We start from the raw sequence: 15,463 nt of genomic DNA on the forward strand, positions 1-15,463 counted from the left end.
CCGGCGGAGCAGGTGAGCGGGAGGCATGCACACATGGGCATGAGCGTGATCATCTCTGCGGCGACCGAGCAGGACGCCGAGAAGATCCTCAAACTTCAGTACCTGTGCTACCAGAGCGAGGCCGAGCTCTACGGCGACTACTCCATCGAACCGCTGACGGAACCGCTCGCCTCGGTCAGGGCCGAACTCGCGGGCGGCACGGTCCTGGTGGCCCGGCTCGGGGAGGAAGTCGTGGCCGCGGTGCGGGGCGCCGTGGACGCGGACGGCACGGCTCGGATAGGCAAGCTCGTCGTGCACCCGCGCATGCAGCGCCACGGCCTGGGCGGACGGCTCCTCGACGCCGTCGAGGCGAAGCTCGGCGTCGACGGCGCCGCCAAGCGCTTCCAGCTGTTCACCGGCCACCGCAGCGAGCACAACCTGCGGCTCTACCGGAAGCACGGCTACGCGGCCGTGTCCACGAAGCGCGTGGACGAGCGGCTCACCGTGGTGACGCTCGCCAAGGAGGCGGAAGCGGGCGCCTTCGTCGCCTAGTTGCTGTCGCCCGGTTCCTGTCGGCAGGCGCTAGCGCGTAGCCCGGCGCGCCTTGTTGAGCCAGAACATCGCGGTCACCGGGAGCAGTACCGGAATGAACAGATAGCCCATGCCGTAGTCCGACCAGACCGTGGCGTCCGGGAACGCCGACGGGTCCGCCAGCGTCCAGGTCCCCACGGTCAGTACGCCCACGAGCTCGGCGGCGCAGCACACCAGCGCCGCCTTGCGGGCCTTCTCCCCGCCGCGCACGAGCGAGTACGTGATGAAGCCGTACACGATGCCCGCGAGCGCCGACAGCGAGTAGGCGAGCGGCGCGTGGTCGAACTCCGTGGAGATCTGGACGGCCGAGCGCGAGACCGCGCCGACCACCATCACGCCGTACAGCCACACCAGCAGCGTGCCGGGGCCGCTCGTCAGTTTCTGCGGCTTGGCGCCGCTCTCGCTCTGTGAGGTCACGGACACCTCAGCCTCCCCAGATGTCGTAGAGCCGCACTTGCAGGACGGCCAGCACGATGCCGCCGGCCGCCACGGTCACCGAACCCCAGCGGGTGCGCTCGGCGAGCGACATGAAGCCGGCCGCCGGGATGCACGCGAACGCGCCGATCAGGTAGGCCACGAAGATCGTCGTGCCCTGGTCGGGCCTCTCGCCGCGTGCCAGCTGCACGATGCCGACGATCAGCTGGACAGTGGCGAGCAGCGACACCACCGCCATGCCGATGAAGTGCCAGTCCTTGGTCGGCTGGTCGCGGTAGGCGGCGAAGCCGCACCAGGCGGCGAGCGCGAGCGCGGCAACAGCGGTCGCGACCGTCAGGGCATCAAGCATGCCGAGACCCTATTACGGCCGAAAAGGCCCGGTGCGCGCGGCCCCGCCACCGTGGCGTTGGCCACAGCGCGCCGGGTGCCGGGCCCGGCTCGTACAAAGGCCGGAACCACCTCCTGCCCCTGTCCGCACTGGCCGCACGGGGCGCCAGGTGCGGCTCGGGCCGGGTCGGGCACCGTCCAGGGCTGTCCGCTATTCGGACAGCGGTTCGGGGATCCAGGCGCACTTCTGCTTTACTTTTCGCATGACCACGACGAGCAGCCGCACCCTTGCGACCGAGGCGACGATGACGCCCGGTGCTCGTTGTATGTGTCGAATGTGCGCCTTCTGAGGGCCCCTGCACTGCCTGTTTCTCGCGCCCCGAAGCGAAACGCCGTGCCCAGTACGTACTTACGCCGTACGTGACCGGGCCGCCCCGCGCACAGTCTCCCCCGGTTCCACCGCCACAGCGAGAACCGTGCTGCGTCCAGGCCGATCCCGACCATGAATGCCCGCCGCAGGCGCTCACCCGCGCCGCGCAATCGACAGTGACGGAATCCCACGTGATCACCACCCAGGGCCTCACCAAGGTCTACCGCTCGCGCGGTCGAGAGGTCACCGCCCTCGACGGCGTCGATCTGCACGTCTGCGAGGGCGAGGTGTACGGCGTCATCGGCCAGTCCGGCGCCGGCAAGTCCTCGCTCATCCGCTGCGTCAACCTCCTGGAGCGTCCCACCTCCGGCACCGTGACGGTCGCCGGTCAGGACCTCACCGCCCTCGTCGGCCGCGGCTCCCGCGCCGGCAAGGAGCTGCGCGAGGCACGCAGCCGTATCGGCATGGTCTTCCAGCACTTCAACCTGCTGTCCTCGCGCACCGTCCAGGACAACATCGAGCTGCCGCTCGAGATCCTCGGCAAGTCGGGGAAGGAACGGTCCCGCAAGGCGCTGGAGCTCCTCGACCTGGTCGGCCTCGCCGACAAGGCCAAGTCCTACCCGGCCCAGCTCTCCGGCGGCCAGAAGCAGCGCGTCGGCATCGCCCGCGCCCTGGCCGGCGACCCGAAGGTGCTGCTCTCCGACGAGGCCACCAGCGCCCTCGACCCCGAGACCACCCGCTCCATCCTCCAGCTCCTGCGCGACCTCAACCAGCAGCTCGGCCTGACCGTCCTGCTCATCACGCACGAGATGGACGTCGTCAAGACGGTCTGCGACTCCGCCGCTCTCATGGAGCGCGGACAGATCGTCGAGTCCGGCACGGTCGGTGAGCTCCTCGCCACTCCGGGATCCGAGCTCGCCGCCGCGCTCTTCCCGGTGAGCGGCGACGCCAGCGGCGCGGACCGCACGGTCATCGACGTCACCTTCCACGGCGAGTCGACGACCCAGCCGGTCATCTCCCAGATGTCGCGCACGTACAACATCGACATCTCGATCCTCGGCGCCGCGATGGACACCGTCGCCGGCAAGCAGGTCGGCCGCATGCGTATCGAGCTGCCCGGCCGCTTCGACGAGAACGTCGTGCCGATCGGCTTCCTGCGCGAGCAGGGCCTCCAGGTCGAGATCCACGGACATCAGGGCGGCGCGCCCGTACTGCTGAAGGAAGGTGTCACCAAGTGACCTGGTCGGAGATGCAGCCGCTGCTGTCCCAGGCATGTTGGGACACCCTCTACATGGTCGGCTGGTCCACGCTGATCGCCGTCGTCGCGGGCCTGCCCCTCGGCGTCCTGCTGGTCCTCACGGACCGCGGCGGCCTGCTGCAGAACGCCGTGGTGAACAAGGTCATCGGGCAGATCGTGAACATCGTCCGCTCGATGCCCTTCCTCATCCTGATGGTCGCCCTGATGGGCTTCACCCGCTGGATCGTCGGCACCACCATCGGCCGCGAGGCCGCCATCGTGCCGCTGGCGATCGGCGCCATCCCGTTCTTCGCGCGGCTCGTCGAGACCTCCGTACGGGAGGTGGACGGCGGTCTGATCGAGGCCGTGCAGTCGATGGGCGGCAACACCTGGACCGTGGTCCGCAAGGTCCTCGTGCCGGAGTCGCTGCCGTCGCTGATCTCGGCCACCACCACGACGATCATCGCGATCATCGGCTACTCCGCGATGGCCGGCACGGTCGGCGCGGGCGGCCTCGGCGACCTCGCGATCCGCTACGGCTACCAGCGCTTCGAGGCCGAGCTGATGTGGATCATCGTGGCGATCCTCGCCGTCGCCATCGCCGTCATCCAGTTCGCGGGCGACAGCGGAGCCCGCGTCCTGCACCGCCGGGCAGGCAAGGGCGGCGAACCGCTCCGCTTCCGCGCCTTCACGGGCCTGCTGCCCGGCGGCCCCGTCACCGCGGACGCCACCCCGGCCAAGACCCGCTGACCCGCTGACCGCTGTCCCTGTCTCCCCGTCCCACCCGGCGGGTTGCACCACCCATGGAGAAAGGCACTTTTCGTGCGTAACACCACCAAGATCACCGCTGCTGTCCTCGCCACCGGCGCCCTCACCCTGGGCCTGACCGCCTGCGGCTCCGACAAGGGCGACACGAAGGCCAAGGCGTCCGACCCGCTGGTCGTCGCCGCGACGCCCGTCCCGCACGCCGAGATCCTCGAGTACGTGAAGGGCCACCTGGCGAAGAAGGCCGGCCTCAACCTCGAGGTCAAGGAGTTCACCGACTACGTCACGCCGAACACGGCGACCGAGGACGGGTCCGTGGACGCCAACTACTTCCAGACCCAGCCGTACCTGGAAGACTTCAACAAGAAGAACGCCACGCACCTCGAGTCGGTCGCCACGGTCCACCTCGAGCCGCTCGGCCTCTACTCCAAGAAGGCCAAGGCGCTCGGCGACCTGAAGAAGGGCGGCACCATCGCCCTCCCGAACGACGCCGACAACGAGAGCCGCGCCCTGCGCTTCCTCGCCGCCAACGAGCTCATCACGCTCAAGAGCGGCTCCGAGGCCACCGCGACCCCGCAGGACATCGCGAAGAACCCGAAGGACCTCCAGTTCAAGGAGGTCGAGGCGGCCCAGACCCCGCGCTCCCTGCAGGACGTCGACGCCGCGGTGATCAACGGCAACTACGCGATCGGTGCCCACCTCAATCCCGCCAAGGACTCCCTCGCCCTGGAGTCCACGAAGAACAACGCGTACAACAACGTCCTCGCCGTGAAGAAGGGCAACGAGAACGACCCGCGCGTGAAGAAGCTCGCGAAGCTGCTGACGTCGCCCGAGGTGAAGAAGTTCATCGAGGACAAGTACGCCGGCTCCGTCCTTCCCTCCTTCTGATCGCCGCGATGCGCACCGCAACGATTCCCGCCGCCGTCATCGCCGGAGCCCTCGCGCTCGGCCTGACGGCCTGCGGGTCCGGCGTCTCGGGGTCCGGTTCCGGCGACGGGAGCGGCAAGCTCGTCGTCGGCGCCACCCCGACGCCGGCCGGTGAAGTCCTCACGTACGTGCAGCAGCACCTGGCGAAGAAGGCCGGACTCGACCTGGAGATCAAGGAGTTCACGGACTACGTCCTGCCGGACACCTCTCTCCAGGACGGCTCCCTCGACGCCAACCTGTACCAGCACAAGCCCTACCTGGACGACTTCAACAAGTCCAAGGGCACCACCTTGAGCGCGGTCACCGAGGTGTACCTGCCGCCCATGGGTGTCTACTCCAAGAAGGTCGACGACGTCACGAAGCTCCGCAACGGAGCGACCGTGGCACTGCCGAACGACACCACCAACGAGGGCAGGGCCCTCGAACTCCTCGCCTCCAAGGGCGTCATCGAGCTCAAGAAGGGCGCCGGCGCGAACGCGAGCCCGCAGGACATCGCGTCCAACCCGAAGAAGCTCGTCTTCAAGGAGCTCGAACCGGCCCAGCTGCCGCGCTCGTTGGCCGACGTCGACGCGGCCGTCATCAACAACAACTACGCGCTCGACGCGAAGTTGAGCCCCAAGAAGGACGCCATCCTCGTGGAGTCCGCGAAGGGCAACCCGTACAACAACGTCCTCGCCGTCAAGAAGGGCAACGAGGACGACCCCCGGGTCAAGAAGCTTGCCACGCTGCTGACTTCACCCGAGGTGAAGAAGTTCATCGAGGACAGGTACCAGGGCTCGGTGCTTCCGGTCACCGCCGGCTGACACCACCCGCAGCCACGGCGCCCACACGGGGTCCTCTTCCGCACCGGGAGAGGACCCCGTGGTGCAGTTACGTGCCTTCATGCTGCATGCTGGGCACTTCACCAGGCCATGAAGGTTACGGAGCGGCGCCATGACTACTGGTACTCGGGGCTTCCCGGACATCTCCATCAGCACGGATCGGCTGGTCCTGCGCGCCCTCGAGGAGGACGACGCCTCCGCCCTCGCCGAGATGATGAACGACGAGATGGTCGCCGCCTGGACCTCCGTGCCCCAGCCCTTCACCGAGGACCAGGCCCGCACCTGGATCACCCAGTACGCCCCCACCGAGCGCATCGCCGGCCGCGGCCTCGACCTGGCCGTCACCGAGTTCCTCACCCAGCGCCTGGTCGGCATCGTCCAGCTCGGCAAGACGAACTGGCACGTGGGCTCCACCGAGCTGTCGTACATCATCGCGCCCTGGGCCCGCGGCGAGGGCTACGCGTCCGAGGCGGCGCTCGCCACCGCCCGCTGGCTCTTCCGCGAGCAGGGCCTCGAGCGCCTGGAGCTGCGCACCGCGGCCGACAACACCGCCTCCCAGCAGGTCGCCCAGAAGATCGGCTGCATCAGCGAGGGCGTCCTGCGCAACGCGTGCATAGCGCGCACCCGAACCGAGGACGGCGGCTGGGAGGACCTGCGGACCGACTTCATCGTGTGGAGCCTGCTGCCCGAGGACCTCGACGGCGTCTCCGACGAGTTCGCCGAAACCAGTGGATACACGTCCTTCTCGGACTGGAACTGACCCCCAAGGTCGCACCCAGGTACACCAGGTACGCTCACCGAGCCCGTTCGACCCGCAAGAACCCCCAGGAGACTGACACGATGGCCGACCGGGTCACGGTGATCGGCTGGGACGGCTCGCCCCTGACCGCGGCCGCACGCTCCGCGCTCGGCGCCGCCACCCTCGTGGCGGGCGCGGGCCACCACCTCGCGCTTCCCGAGGTGCCGGGCCGCGCCGAGCGGATCAGGCTCGGCAGCGTGGCGCTCGCCGCCCGCCGCATCGCCGCCCACCGCGGCACCGCCGTCGTCCTCGCCGACGGAGACCCCGGCTTCTTCGGCGTCGTGCGCACGCTGCGCGCTCCCGAGTTCGGCCTCGAGGTCGAAGTGGTCCCCGCCGTCTCCTCCGTGGCCCAGGCGTTCGCCCGCGCCGGCATGCCCTGGGACGACGCCCAGGTCGTCGTCGCCCACCGCCGCACCCTGCGCCGCGCCGTCAACGTCTGCCGCGCCCACCCGAAGGTCGCCGTCCTCACCTCGCCCGGAGCCGGTCCCGCCGAGCTCGGACTGCTCCTCGAAGGCGTCCACCGCACCTTCGTCATCTGCGAGGAACTCGGCACCGACCGCGAGCGGGTCACCGTCGTGACCAGCGACAAGGCAGCCGATCACACCTGGCGCGACCCGAACGTCGTCATCGTCATCGGCGGCCCCGCCGCCCCGTCCGGCGAAAGCGCCTGGCTCGCCGGAGGCGCCCCCTCGGCCGGCGTGCGCGGCTGGGCCCTTCCCGCCGCCGATTACGGCGGCGGCCTCGGCGAGGGCGAGACCGAGCCCCTGCGCGCGGCTCAACTCGCCCGCACCGGACCGCGCGTGGGCGACCTCGTCTGGGACATCGGCTGCGGCAGCGGAGCCTTCACCGCGGAGGCCGCCCGCTTCGGCGCCGCCGTCATCGCCGTCGACCGCGACCCCGACGCCTGCGCCCGCACCCTCGCCACCGCCCGCCGCTTCGGCGTGCAGCCGCAGATCGTGCACGGCACGGCGCCCCACATCCTCGAAGACCTGCCCGAACCCGATGTCGTACGCATCGGGGGCGGGGGAGCGGCCGTCGTCTCCGCCGTCGCCGACCGGCGTCCCGAGCGCATCGTGACGCACGCCGCGACACGCGATGCCGCCGAACTCATCGGCAGGGACCTGACGGAGCACGGCTACCGGGTCGAGTGCTCGCTCCTGCAGTCCGTCGAGCTGGACACTCGCGCCTGGACCGAGAAGGAGCGGACCGTGGGGTTCCTGCTCACCGGGGAGTTGCCCGACCGCAACCCGTGACCCCGTCGCTCCGGGGCGCGCGGTAGGCTGGCCGATCGTTGTACTGCACCCGGACGTCCGGCTTTCCGTCGGTCAATGTCCGGAAAACGCGCCACTTTTGGGGCACGTGTGGTACGGCAGGACCGGAGGACGCGCAACGTGGCGCAGTCCACAGCGGGCCGTGCCCGATCCAGGTGCGGTGGCAGCCGGCCGACCGGGACAATACCTGTTGTCCTCAGCCGGCTCGTGCCGCACGGCACTCACGCTCGTTCTTCATGACGGGCGGTCGGTGCGCCGCTCCGGTCACTGGGGTCGCATCCCCGGCCGACGGCCGGGGGCTGCCGAAGAAGCACTAACCGATGGGCGAGGGGTACGCATGACCGACACCGGCCAGGTTCCGGGCGAGGGGCTGCCGGAGAACGCAGGCACGGTGGAACAGCCGGGCGTCCCCGCCCCGGGTGCGTACACCTTCCTCGACCCCTCCGAAACCCCCACCGAAGACGACGATCTGCTGCTGATGCCGGGTTCGCAGGGCGCCTGGGGCGAGCCGCAGGCCGCCCCGATGCCCGCCCCGCACGAGCCGGGCCCGCACGAGACGGCGGGCCGCGACAGTGGTCAGGTCGACCTGAACGGCGTCCGAGTGCCGGGGCCCTCGCCCGCCCCGCACCCCGCGCCCGCGCGTCGCCCGCTGCACATGGGCCCGTCGGTGCCGGACGGCACGGGCAGCCCCGTCCGCTCGCTCGCCGACCGCGGCCCCGCGCACACACCGCCGAACCCCATGCCGGTACGTCAGGCGGGCCCGCCCACCACGGAACCCGAGTACCTCGACATCCCGCGCGACGAGACGGGCGCCCCGGCGCCGCAGCTCGGTGAGATCCCGCCGCGGGGCGCCGCCGCCTGGGGCGCACAGCCGCCGCAGCAGGGCTTCGAGGCGCCGGCCGCAGGAGCGGAGGTCGCCGCAGAGGCAGCCCCGGACGTCGCAGCAGAAACGGTCGTCCCGGACGCCACTCCTGTCGCACCGGCCGCCCCGACGCAGCAGACCGTCGGCGACGCCCCCGTGTTCACCCAGGCGCCGCAGCATCCGCAGGACGTGCATGCCGCGCAGGCTGAGCCGGCTGAGCTGACGCCGGAGGCCTTGGTGGCCCCGGAGTTCGCCGTTCCCGAGGAGGTGCCGGTGTACGCCGCGGCTCCCGACGGTGGCCTGTTCGCCGAGGAGCAGCCCGCGCCGGCCGAGTACGCCGTCGACTACTCCTCCGCTCCGAACGGTGTGCAGTTCGCGCCGGTCGCGCAAGGCCCCGAGGACGCGCAGTTCGCGGTGCAGCCCGAGCCGGTGGCTGCCTATGCAGGGCATCAGCAGCTGGCCGCGCACCCCGGTGAGCTGCCCGTCGACCCGCACTCCGGCCAGTTCGCCATGGCGCCCGAGGCGGTCCAGGGCCAGCACTTCCCGCAGGCGCCCGCCGAGGGTCCGGCGGACCAGGCGTCGCAGCCGCTCGGCCAGTTCGTGCCCGTCGAGGGGAACATCCCCACCACACCGCACCTGGCGCCGACGCCGCCGCAGCACATGGTCGTGCCGCCGCTGCCCGAGCTGCCCGAACCGGCGGCGCCGACCGCCCCGGCCCCCGTCCTCATCGACGAGACCCCCGAAACACCCGCCGCGGACCAGGTCCCCCCAGCGCAAGAAGCACACGAAGTCCACGTGGTACCCGAGACACACGAAGCGCACGCGATGAACGACGCGGCGCACGCGATGAACGAAGCGCACGCGATGAACGAGCCGCAGTTGACGCACGAGGCCGCTGCCACCCCCGAGGCCACCGAGCTCTCCGGGATCGCTGAGGCGCCCGAGGCGCCCGCCGAGCCCTCGCCCGTACTCCCCGAGGCCGTCGCCGAGACCCCCGTCCCGGCCGAAGCGGACGCGGCGGAGCGGGAGACCGCTCCCGAAGCCGCCGAGCCCGTCACCGCCGAGGCGGAGCAGGCGCTCGCAGAGGCTGAGCCGGAAACCCTCGTCCCCGCCCCCCGCGAGTCCGAGCCCGCCGTCCAGGACAGGGCGGACGCGGCCCCCGAGACGCTGCCGGCCCCGGCCGACGACCTCGCGGGCCCGGCCGCTCCCGGCTACGACGACGCCGAGCGCGAGGCCGTCCTGCGCGTCATGCGCGAGCGCCGCGACATCCGTAACGGCTTCCGCAGCGACCCGATCCCGCACGACGTGCTGCTCCGCGTCCTGGAGGCCGCGCACACGGCGCCGTCCGTCGGCCACTCGCAGCCCTGGGACTTCGTTGTCATCCGCTCCGCGGAGACCCGGCGCACGATGCACGAACTGGCCATGCGCCAGAAGGACGCGTACGCCAAGTCCCTGCCCAAGGGCCGCGCGAAGCAGTTCAAGGAACTGAAGATCGAGGCCATCCTCGACACCCCGGTGAACATCGTCGTCACCGCCGACCCGACGCGCGGCGGCCGCCACACCCTCGGCCGCCACACGCAGCCGCAGATGGCCCCGTACTCCTCCGCGCTCGCGGTCGAGAACCTGTGGCTCGCGGCCCGCGCCGAGGGCCTCGGCGTCGGCTGGGTCAGCTTCTTCGACGAGCGCGAGATGGTCCGCACCCTCGGTCTGCCCGACCACCTCGAGGTCGTCGCCTACCTCTGCGTGGGCTACGTCGACGAGTTCCCGGACGAGCCCGAGCTGATGCAGGCCGGCTGGTCCAAGCGCCGCCCGCTGTCGTGGGTCGTCCACGAGGAGACGTACGGCCGCCGCGCCCTGCCCGGCGAGGAGCCGCACGACCTGCTCGCCGAGACCGTCTCCAACATCCGCCCGCTGGATGCCAAGGCGCTCGGCGAGGCGTGGGAGCGGCAGAAGCGGATGACGAAGCCCGCCGGTGCGCTCGGCATGCTGGAGATCATCTCGGCCCAGCTCTCCGGCCTGTCCCGGATGTGCCCGCCCCCGATCCCGGAGCCCGCGGCCGTCGCGATCTTCGCGGGTGACCACGGCGTGCACGCCCAGGGCGTCACCCCGTGGCCGCAGGAGGTCACGGCCCAGATGGTCGCCAACTTCCTGGGCGGTGGCGCGGTCTGCAACGCGTTCGCGAACCAGGTCGGCGCCGAGGTCTGCGTCATCGACGTGGGCGTGGCGAGCGAACTCCCGGCCACCCCCGGCCTGCTGCCCCGCAAGGTCCGCGCCGGTACCGCCGACATGACCACCGGTCCCGCCCTGAGCCGCGAAGACGTCAAGGCGGCCATCGAGGTCGGCATCGAGACGGCCCGCGACCTCGTCGCGGCCGGCAACAAGGCGCTCCTCACCGGCGAGATGGGCATCGCCAACACCACGGCGTCGGCCGCCCTGATCTCGGTCTACACGGGCGTCGACCCGTCCGAGGTGACTGGCCGCGGCACGGGCATCAACGACGAGACCCACGCCCGCAAGGTCGAGGTCGTCCGCCGCGCGCTCGACCTCCACCAGCCGGACCCGGCCGACCCGATCGGCGTCCTCGCCGCGGTCGGCGGCCTGGAGCACGCGGCCCTGGTCGGCCTCCTTCTGGGCGGCGCGTCGCTGCGGACCCCGGTGATCCTGGACGGCGTCAGCGCCGGAGCGGCCGCCCTGGTCGCCCGCGCCATCGCCCCCGAGGTCCTCGCGGCCTGCATCGCGGGCCACCGCAGCGCGGAGCCCGGCCATGTGGCGGCTCTGAACAAGCTGGGTCTGCGCCCCCTGGTCGACCTGGATCTCCGCCTCGGCGAGGGCACGGGAGCACTGCTCGCCCTGCCGATCGTCCAGAGCGCGGCCCGTGCGATGCACGAGGTGGCGACGTTCGACTCGGCGGGCGTCACGGAGAAGTAGCAGGGCCGAGGGCGGCAGCCCTCACTGCCACAGGGGCGGGCCGGGACAGGGGTCCCGCCCGCCCCGTACGCTGAACCCGCACGTCAAAGGCCCGCTCCAGCGCCGAAGCGAGCCCCCGTACAGGCATCACCCGTCACACGCACCACCCGCACGAGGAGCCGCACGCCCATGGCCGCAGAACACCCCGCGTACCCCGTAGGCCTCCGTCTTACCGGCCGCCGCGTAGTCGTACTCGGCGGCGGCCAGGTAGCCCAGCGCCGCCTCCCGGCCCTCATCGCGGCGGGCGCCGACATCCACCTGGTCTCGCCCACCGCGACACCCTCGGTGGAGGCCATGGCGGACGGCGGTGAGCTCACCTGGTCGCGGCGCCCGTACGCGGACGGAGACCTCGCCGACGCCTGGTACGCCCTCATCGCCACCGGCGACCGCACCGCGAACGAGGCGGCCTCCGCCGAGGCCGAGCGCCACCGCGTCTGGTGCGTCCGCTCCGACGACGCCGACGCGGCCACCGCCTGGACGCCGGCCACCGGCCGCTCCGAAGGCGTCACGGTCGCCGTCCTGACCACCGACGCCGCCGGCCGCGACCCCCGCCACACGGCGGCCGTACGCGACGCGATCGTCGAGGGCCTGCGCGACGGCACGCTCGTCGCCCCGCACCACCGCAAGCGCACCACCGGCGTCTCCCTGGTCGGCGGCGGCCCCGGCGACCCCGACCTGATCACGGTCCGCGGCCGTCGTCTCCTCGCCGAGGCGGACGTCGTCATCGCGGACCGGCTCGGCCCCCGCGACCTGCTCGACGAACTCCCGCCGCACGTCGAGGTGATCGACGCGGCGAAGATCCCGTACGGCCGCTACATGGCCCAGGAGGCCATCAACAACGCGCTCATCGAGCACGCCAAGCAGGGCAAGGCCGTCGTACGCCTCAAGGGCGGCGACCCGTACGTCTTCGGCCGCGGCATGGAAGAGGCCATCGCGCTGGAGGCCGAGGGCATCCCGTACACGGTCGTCCCCGGCATCTCCAGCTCGATCTCCGTCCCCGGCGCGGCCGGCATCCCGGTCACCCACCGCGGCGTCGCCCATGAGTTCACCGTGGTCAGCGGCCATGTGGCGCCCGACGACGAGCGCTCGCTCGTCGACTGGCCCGCACTCGCCAAGCTGCGCGGCACCCTCGTCGTCCTGATGGGCGTCGACAAGATCGGCAGGATCGCCGAGACCCTCATCGCGCACGGCAAGTCCGCGCAGACGCCGGTCGCCCTGGTCCAGGAGGGCACCACGGCCGCCCAGCGCCGCGTGGACGCGACCCTGGAGACCGTCGAGGACGCGGTCCGTACCCACGAGGTGCGGCCCCCGGCCGTCATCGTCATCGGCGACGTCGTCGCGGTGGGCCCGCAACACACCGCGTAACCCGTCACGAACCCCCACACGTAACCAGCGGTAACAGAACTCGCTCCGAGCCGTTGGCACCGCACCCAGGACAAGGCAGTATCAACCTGTGGCTGAAGCTCAAGGTCTCATCACCATCGAAGATCCCGACGACCCGCGCCTGCGCGACTACACGGGCCTGACCGACGTCGAGCTCCGCCGCAGGCGCGAGCCCGCCGAGGGCCTGTTCATCGCCGAGGGCGAGAAGGTGATCAGACGGGCCAAGCAGGCCGGGTACGAGATGCGCTCCATGCTGCTCTCGGCCAAGTGGGTCGACGTCATGCGCGACGTCATCGACGAGGTCCCGGCCCCGGTCTACGCCGTGAGCCCGGACCTCGCCGAACGCGTCACCGGCTACCACGTGCACCGCGGCGCCCTCGCCTCGATGCAGCGCAAGCCGCTCCCGACCGCCGACGAACTCCTCGCCACGCAGCGCCGTGTCGTCGTCATGGAAGCGGTGAACGACCACACGAACATCGGCGCCATATTCCGCAGCGCGGCAGCGCTCGGCATGGATGCGGTCCTGCTCTCCCCGGACTGCGCCGACCCGCTCTACCGCCGCTCGGTGAAGGTCTCCATGGGCGCGGTCTTCTCCGTCCCGTACGCGCGCCTCGAATCCTGGCCCAAGTCCCTGGAGTCGGTGCGCGAGGCGGGCTTCAGCCTGCTCGCGCTCACCCCCGACGAGAAGGCGAAGAGCCTCGACGAGGCGGCCCCGCACAAGATGGACCGCGTGGCCCTGATGCTCGGCGCCGAGGGCGACGGCCTCTCCACCCAGGCCCTGGTCGCCGCCGACGAATGGGTCCGCATCCCGATGGCCCACGGCGTCGACTCGCTCAACGTGGGAGCGGCGGCCGCCGTCGCGTTCTACGCGGTGGCCACCGGCCGCCCCCAGTCCTGACCTCGGAACCTCAGAGGTAGGGACGGGGCAGGGTCTCCTGCGCGTGCACGCCGTCGCGCGGCTCACCGAGCCCGCGCGACGGCCCCTGGCAGCCCTGCGCCGCCGCGATCCCCAGCGCCACGAGCAGCGTCACCACCACGAACACGAACAACCGCTGGCGCAGCAGCCGCGGATTGGCGGGCCGGCGCTTCCCGGTCCCCGTCGTACGCGGTCCCTGCCGCCCGCCGTTGCTGCGGGGCGCGGGGCGCGAGCCCGAACGCGTCGTGTTGCGGGGCGTACCCGGACGCGTGTTGCTGCCGGTCCGTGAGGAACCGTTGCTCGGCCGCGGCGGGGGGGTGCCCTGCGGTGCCCGGCGCTGCGTGCGCTGCTCCGTGTACTGCTCGGTGAGCCGGCCCGTGGGCCGGTCGGTGTCGGCGCGCGGGGCGGGCGGCCTGGCGTCGCCGAGGCCATGCGCCTCGCGGGCCGCGATCTCCTTGAGCCGCAGCGACAGTTGAAGCGTGCTGGGCCGCTCCCCGGGGTCCTTGGCGAGGCACGCCCGGATCAGCGGGGACAACGCGTCCGGTACGCCGTGCAGCTGGGCTTCCTCGTGCACGACCCGGTACAGCATCACTTCGGAACTGCCCTGCCCGAAGGGCGAGTCGGCCATCGCGGCGTACGCGAGGGTGGCGCCGAGCGCGAAGACGTCCGTGGCCGGCGTGACGGCCGCGCCCCGCACCTGCTCGGGAGCGAGGAACCCGGGGGAGCCGACCGCCGTCCCGACATGGGTGAGCGTGGAGGCGCCGGTCGCCCAGGCGATGCCGAAGTCGATGATGCGCGGGCCCTTGGGCGACAGCAGGATGTTCGACGGCTTGAGGTCGCGGTGCACGACTCCCGCCTCGTGCACGGCGACGAGCCCCTCGGAGAGCGCCGCACCGACCGAGGCCACGTCGGAGGCGGCCAGCGGCCCCTCCTCCGCGACCTTGTCGTGCAACGAGGGCCCGGGAACGTACTGGGTGGCGAACCACGGCTTGTCGGTGTCGAGATCGGCCGCGACCAGGCGGGCCGTGCAGCCACCCCTGATCCTGCGGGCCGCGGAGACCTCACGCGCGAAGCGCGACCTGAACTCCTGGTCCTCCGCCAGATCGGGCCGGATCACCTTCAACGCGACTCGCTGGCCACGGCGGTCGGAGCCCAGATAGACGACGCCCATACCGCCCGCGCCGAGCCGCCGGTGAATCCTGAACGAGCCGACGACACGCGGGTCCTCGCGCCTCAGGCGCATCATCGCCATGTCCATCCCCGCTGCCCGGTCCGTTTGACGAGCGACAGCTTACGTTTCCACGGCCGGGTGCGCGCATAGGCCGCGCCCTCGCGATCCGATCGATTGTCAGTGCCCGGTGGGAAACTTGAGAGGTGGTCAGGGACAGCGGGAGCGGTGCGGCCCGCAGCTCCCCTGATCGCCAACCATCCGTCGTAGAAGGGGGATTGGGCCTGTGAAGGGTGACCGAGTGGAGATAGTCGTGGACGCGGGGGACACGACGCGCACGTACGAGGTGGTGGCGAGCCGGGCGGGCCGCCGGGTCGAGACGGCGGTCCGCAGGGGCGTGGTGGAAGTGAGCGAAGTCACCCGCTCCGGCTCTGTCGTGCGTACGGCACGGTTCATGGCGACCCGGGTACTCGCCCTGGTCGAGCAGCCGGTACCCAGGGAGGAGCCCTCGGAGGCGGCGGCCCGCGCCGCGCGTCCCCTCCGGGAAGACCCCGAGGCCTAGCCCGAGACCCAGGCCTTCTTCTCCACCCAGGGGAGTAGGCGAGGGAGCGGCGGTCATCCTCCGGGAGGCCCGGCAATCGGTAC

Annotated in this window: 14 protein-coding genes; 11 read left to right on the forward strand and 3 right to left on the reverse strand. The window is 71.6% G+C overall.

Annotated elements, in window-relative coordinates; genetic code table 11:
- Positions 1–33 precede the first annotated feature (33 nt).
- On the forward strand, positions 34–531 hold the full coding sequence (locus OG698_RS36355; RefSeq protein WP_326776669.1) for a GNAT family N-acetyltransferase: 498 nt from the start codon (positions 34–36) through the stop codon (positions 529–531).
- Positions 532–561: 30 nt separating this feature from the next.
- Here OG698_RS36355 and OG698_RS36360 read toward each other — a convergent pair whose 3' ends face one another.
- Entirely contained in the window at positions 562–993 is a 432-nt protein-coding gene (locus OG698_RS36360) for a hypothetical protein (RefSeq protein WP_406108116.1), read from the reverse strand.
- Position 994: 1 nt separating this feature from the next.
- The gene (locus tag OG698_RS36365) at positions 995–1,354 is read right to left on the reverse strand and encodes a hypothetical protein (RefSeq protein WP_406108118.1); all 360 of its coding nucleotides are present in this window, start codon (positions 1,352–1,354) and stop codon (positions 995–997) included.
- A 539-nt stretch (positions 1,355–1,893) separates the two neighbouring features.
- Here OG698_RS36365 and OG698_RS36370 point away from each other — a divergent pair.
- The 9 genes from OG698_RS36370 (at position 1,894) to OG698_RS36410 (ending at position 13,632) form a co-directional block, all read left to right on the forward strand.
- Complete coding sequence (locus tag OG698_RS36370) at positions 1,894–2,940, forward strand: methionine ABC transporter ATP-binding protein (protein ID WP_406108120.1); 1,047 nt, start codon at positions 1,894–1,896, stop codon at positions 2,938–2,940.
- On the forward strand, positions 2,937–3,689 hold the full coding sequence (locus tag OG698_RS36375) for a methionine ABC transporter permease (RefSeq protein ID WP_406108122.1): 753 nt from the start codon (positions 2,937–2,939) through the stop codon (positions 3,687–3,689). Before OG698_RS36370 ends, OG698_RS36375 begins: the two co-directional genes overlap by 4 nt.
- Positions 3,690–3,761: 72 nt before the next feature.
- Entirely contained in the window at positions 3,762–4,592 is an 831-nt protein-coding gene (locus OG698_RS36380) for a MetQ/NlpA family ABC transporter substrate-binding protein (protein ID WP_406108124.1), read from the forward strand.
- Positions 4,593–4,600: 8 nt separating this feature from the next.
- Complete coding sequence (locus OG698_RS36385; RefSeq protein ID WP_406108126.1) at positions 4,601–5,434, forward strand: MetQ/NlpA family ABC transporter substrate-binding protein; 834 nt, start codon at positions 4,601–4,603, stop codon at positions 5,432–5,434.
- A 130-nt stretch (positions 5,435–5,564) separates the two neighbouring features.
- Entirely contained in the window at positions 5,565–6,212 is a 648-nt protein-coding gene (locus tag OG698_RS36390) for a GNAT family N-acetyltransferase (protein WP_383093007.1), read from the forward strand.
- 80 nt (positions 6,213–6,292) lie between these two features.
- Positions 6,293–7,504 (forward strand): precorrin-6y C5,15-methyltransferase (decarboxylating) subunit CbiE, encoded by a 1,212-nt coding sequence (gene cbiE / locus OG698_RS36395; protein WP_406108128.1) that lies wholly within the window; start codon positions 6,293–6,295, stop codon positions 7,502–7,504.
- Positions 7,505–7,859: 355 nt separating this feature from the next.
- Positions 7,860–11,312: a nicotinate-nucleotide--dimethylbenzimidazole phosphoribosyltransferase gene (cobT, locus tag OG698_RS36400; RefSeq protein WP_406108130.1), complete on the forward strand. Its 3,453-nt coding sequence runs from the start codon at positions 7,860–7,862 to the stop codon at positions 11,310–11,312.
- A gap of 168 nt (positions 11,313–11,480) precedes the next feature.
- Positions 11,481–12,716: a uroporphyrinogen-III C-methyltransferase gene (gene cobA, locus OG698_RS36405; RefSeq protein WP_100597029.1), complete on the forward strand. Its 1,236-nt coding sequence runs from the start codon at positions 11,481–11,483 to the stop codon at positions 12,714–12,716.
- 88 nt (positions 12,717–12,804) lie between these two features.
- Entirely contained in the window at positions 12,805–13,632 is an 828-nt protein-coding gene (locus OG698_RS36410; protein ID WP_329575255.1) for an RNA methyltransferase, read from the forward strand.
- A 10-nt stretch (positions 13,633–13,642) separates the two neighbouring features.
- Here OG698_RS36410 and OG698_RS36415 read toward each other — a convergent pair whose 3' ends face one another.
- Positions 13,643–14,908, reverse strand: a complete 1,266-nt coding sequence (locus OG698_RS36415; protein ID WP_406108132.1) for a protein kinase domain-containing protein — start codon at positions 14,906–14,908, stop codon at positions 13,643–13,645.
- Between the two features lie 196 nt (positions 14,909–15,104).
- Between OG698_RS36415 and OG698_RS36420 the strand changes: the two genes are divergently transcribed.
- Positions 15,105–15,380 (forward strand): hypothetical protein, encoded by a 276-nt coding sequence (locus tag OG698_RS36420; protein ID WP_399970834.1) that lies wholly within the window; start codon positions 15,105–15,107, stop codon positions 15,378–15,380.
- The last annotated feature ends 83 nt before the right edge of the window (positions 15,381–15,463 follow it).

This window comes from Streptomyces sp. NBC_01003 (assembly GCF_045162695.1).
GTDB lineage: Bacteria > Actinomycetota > Actinomycetes > Streptomycetales > Streptomycetaceae > Streptomyces.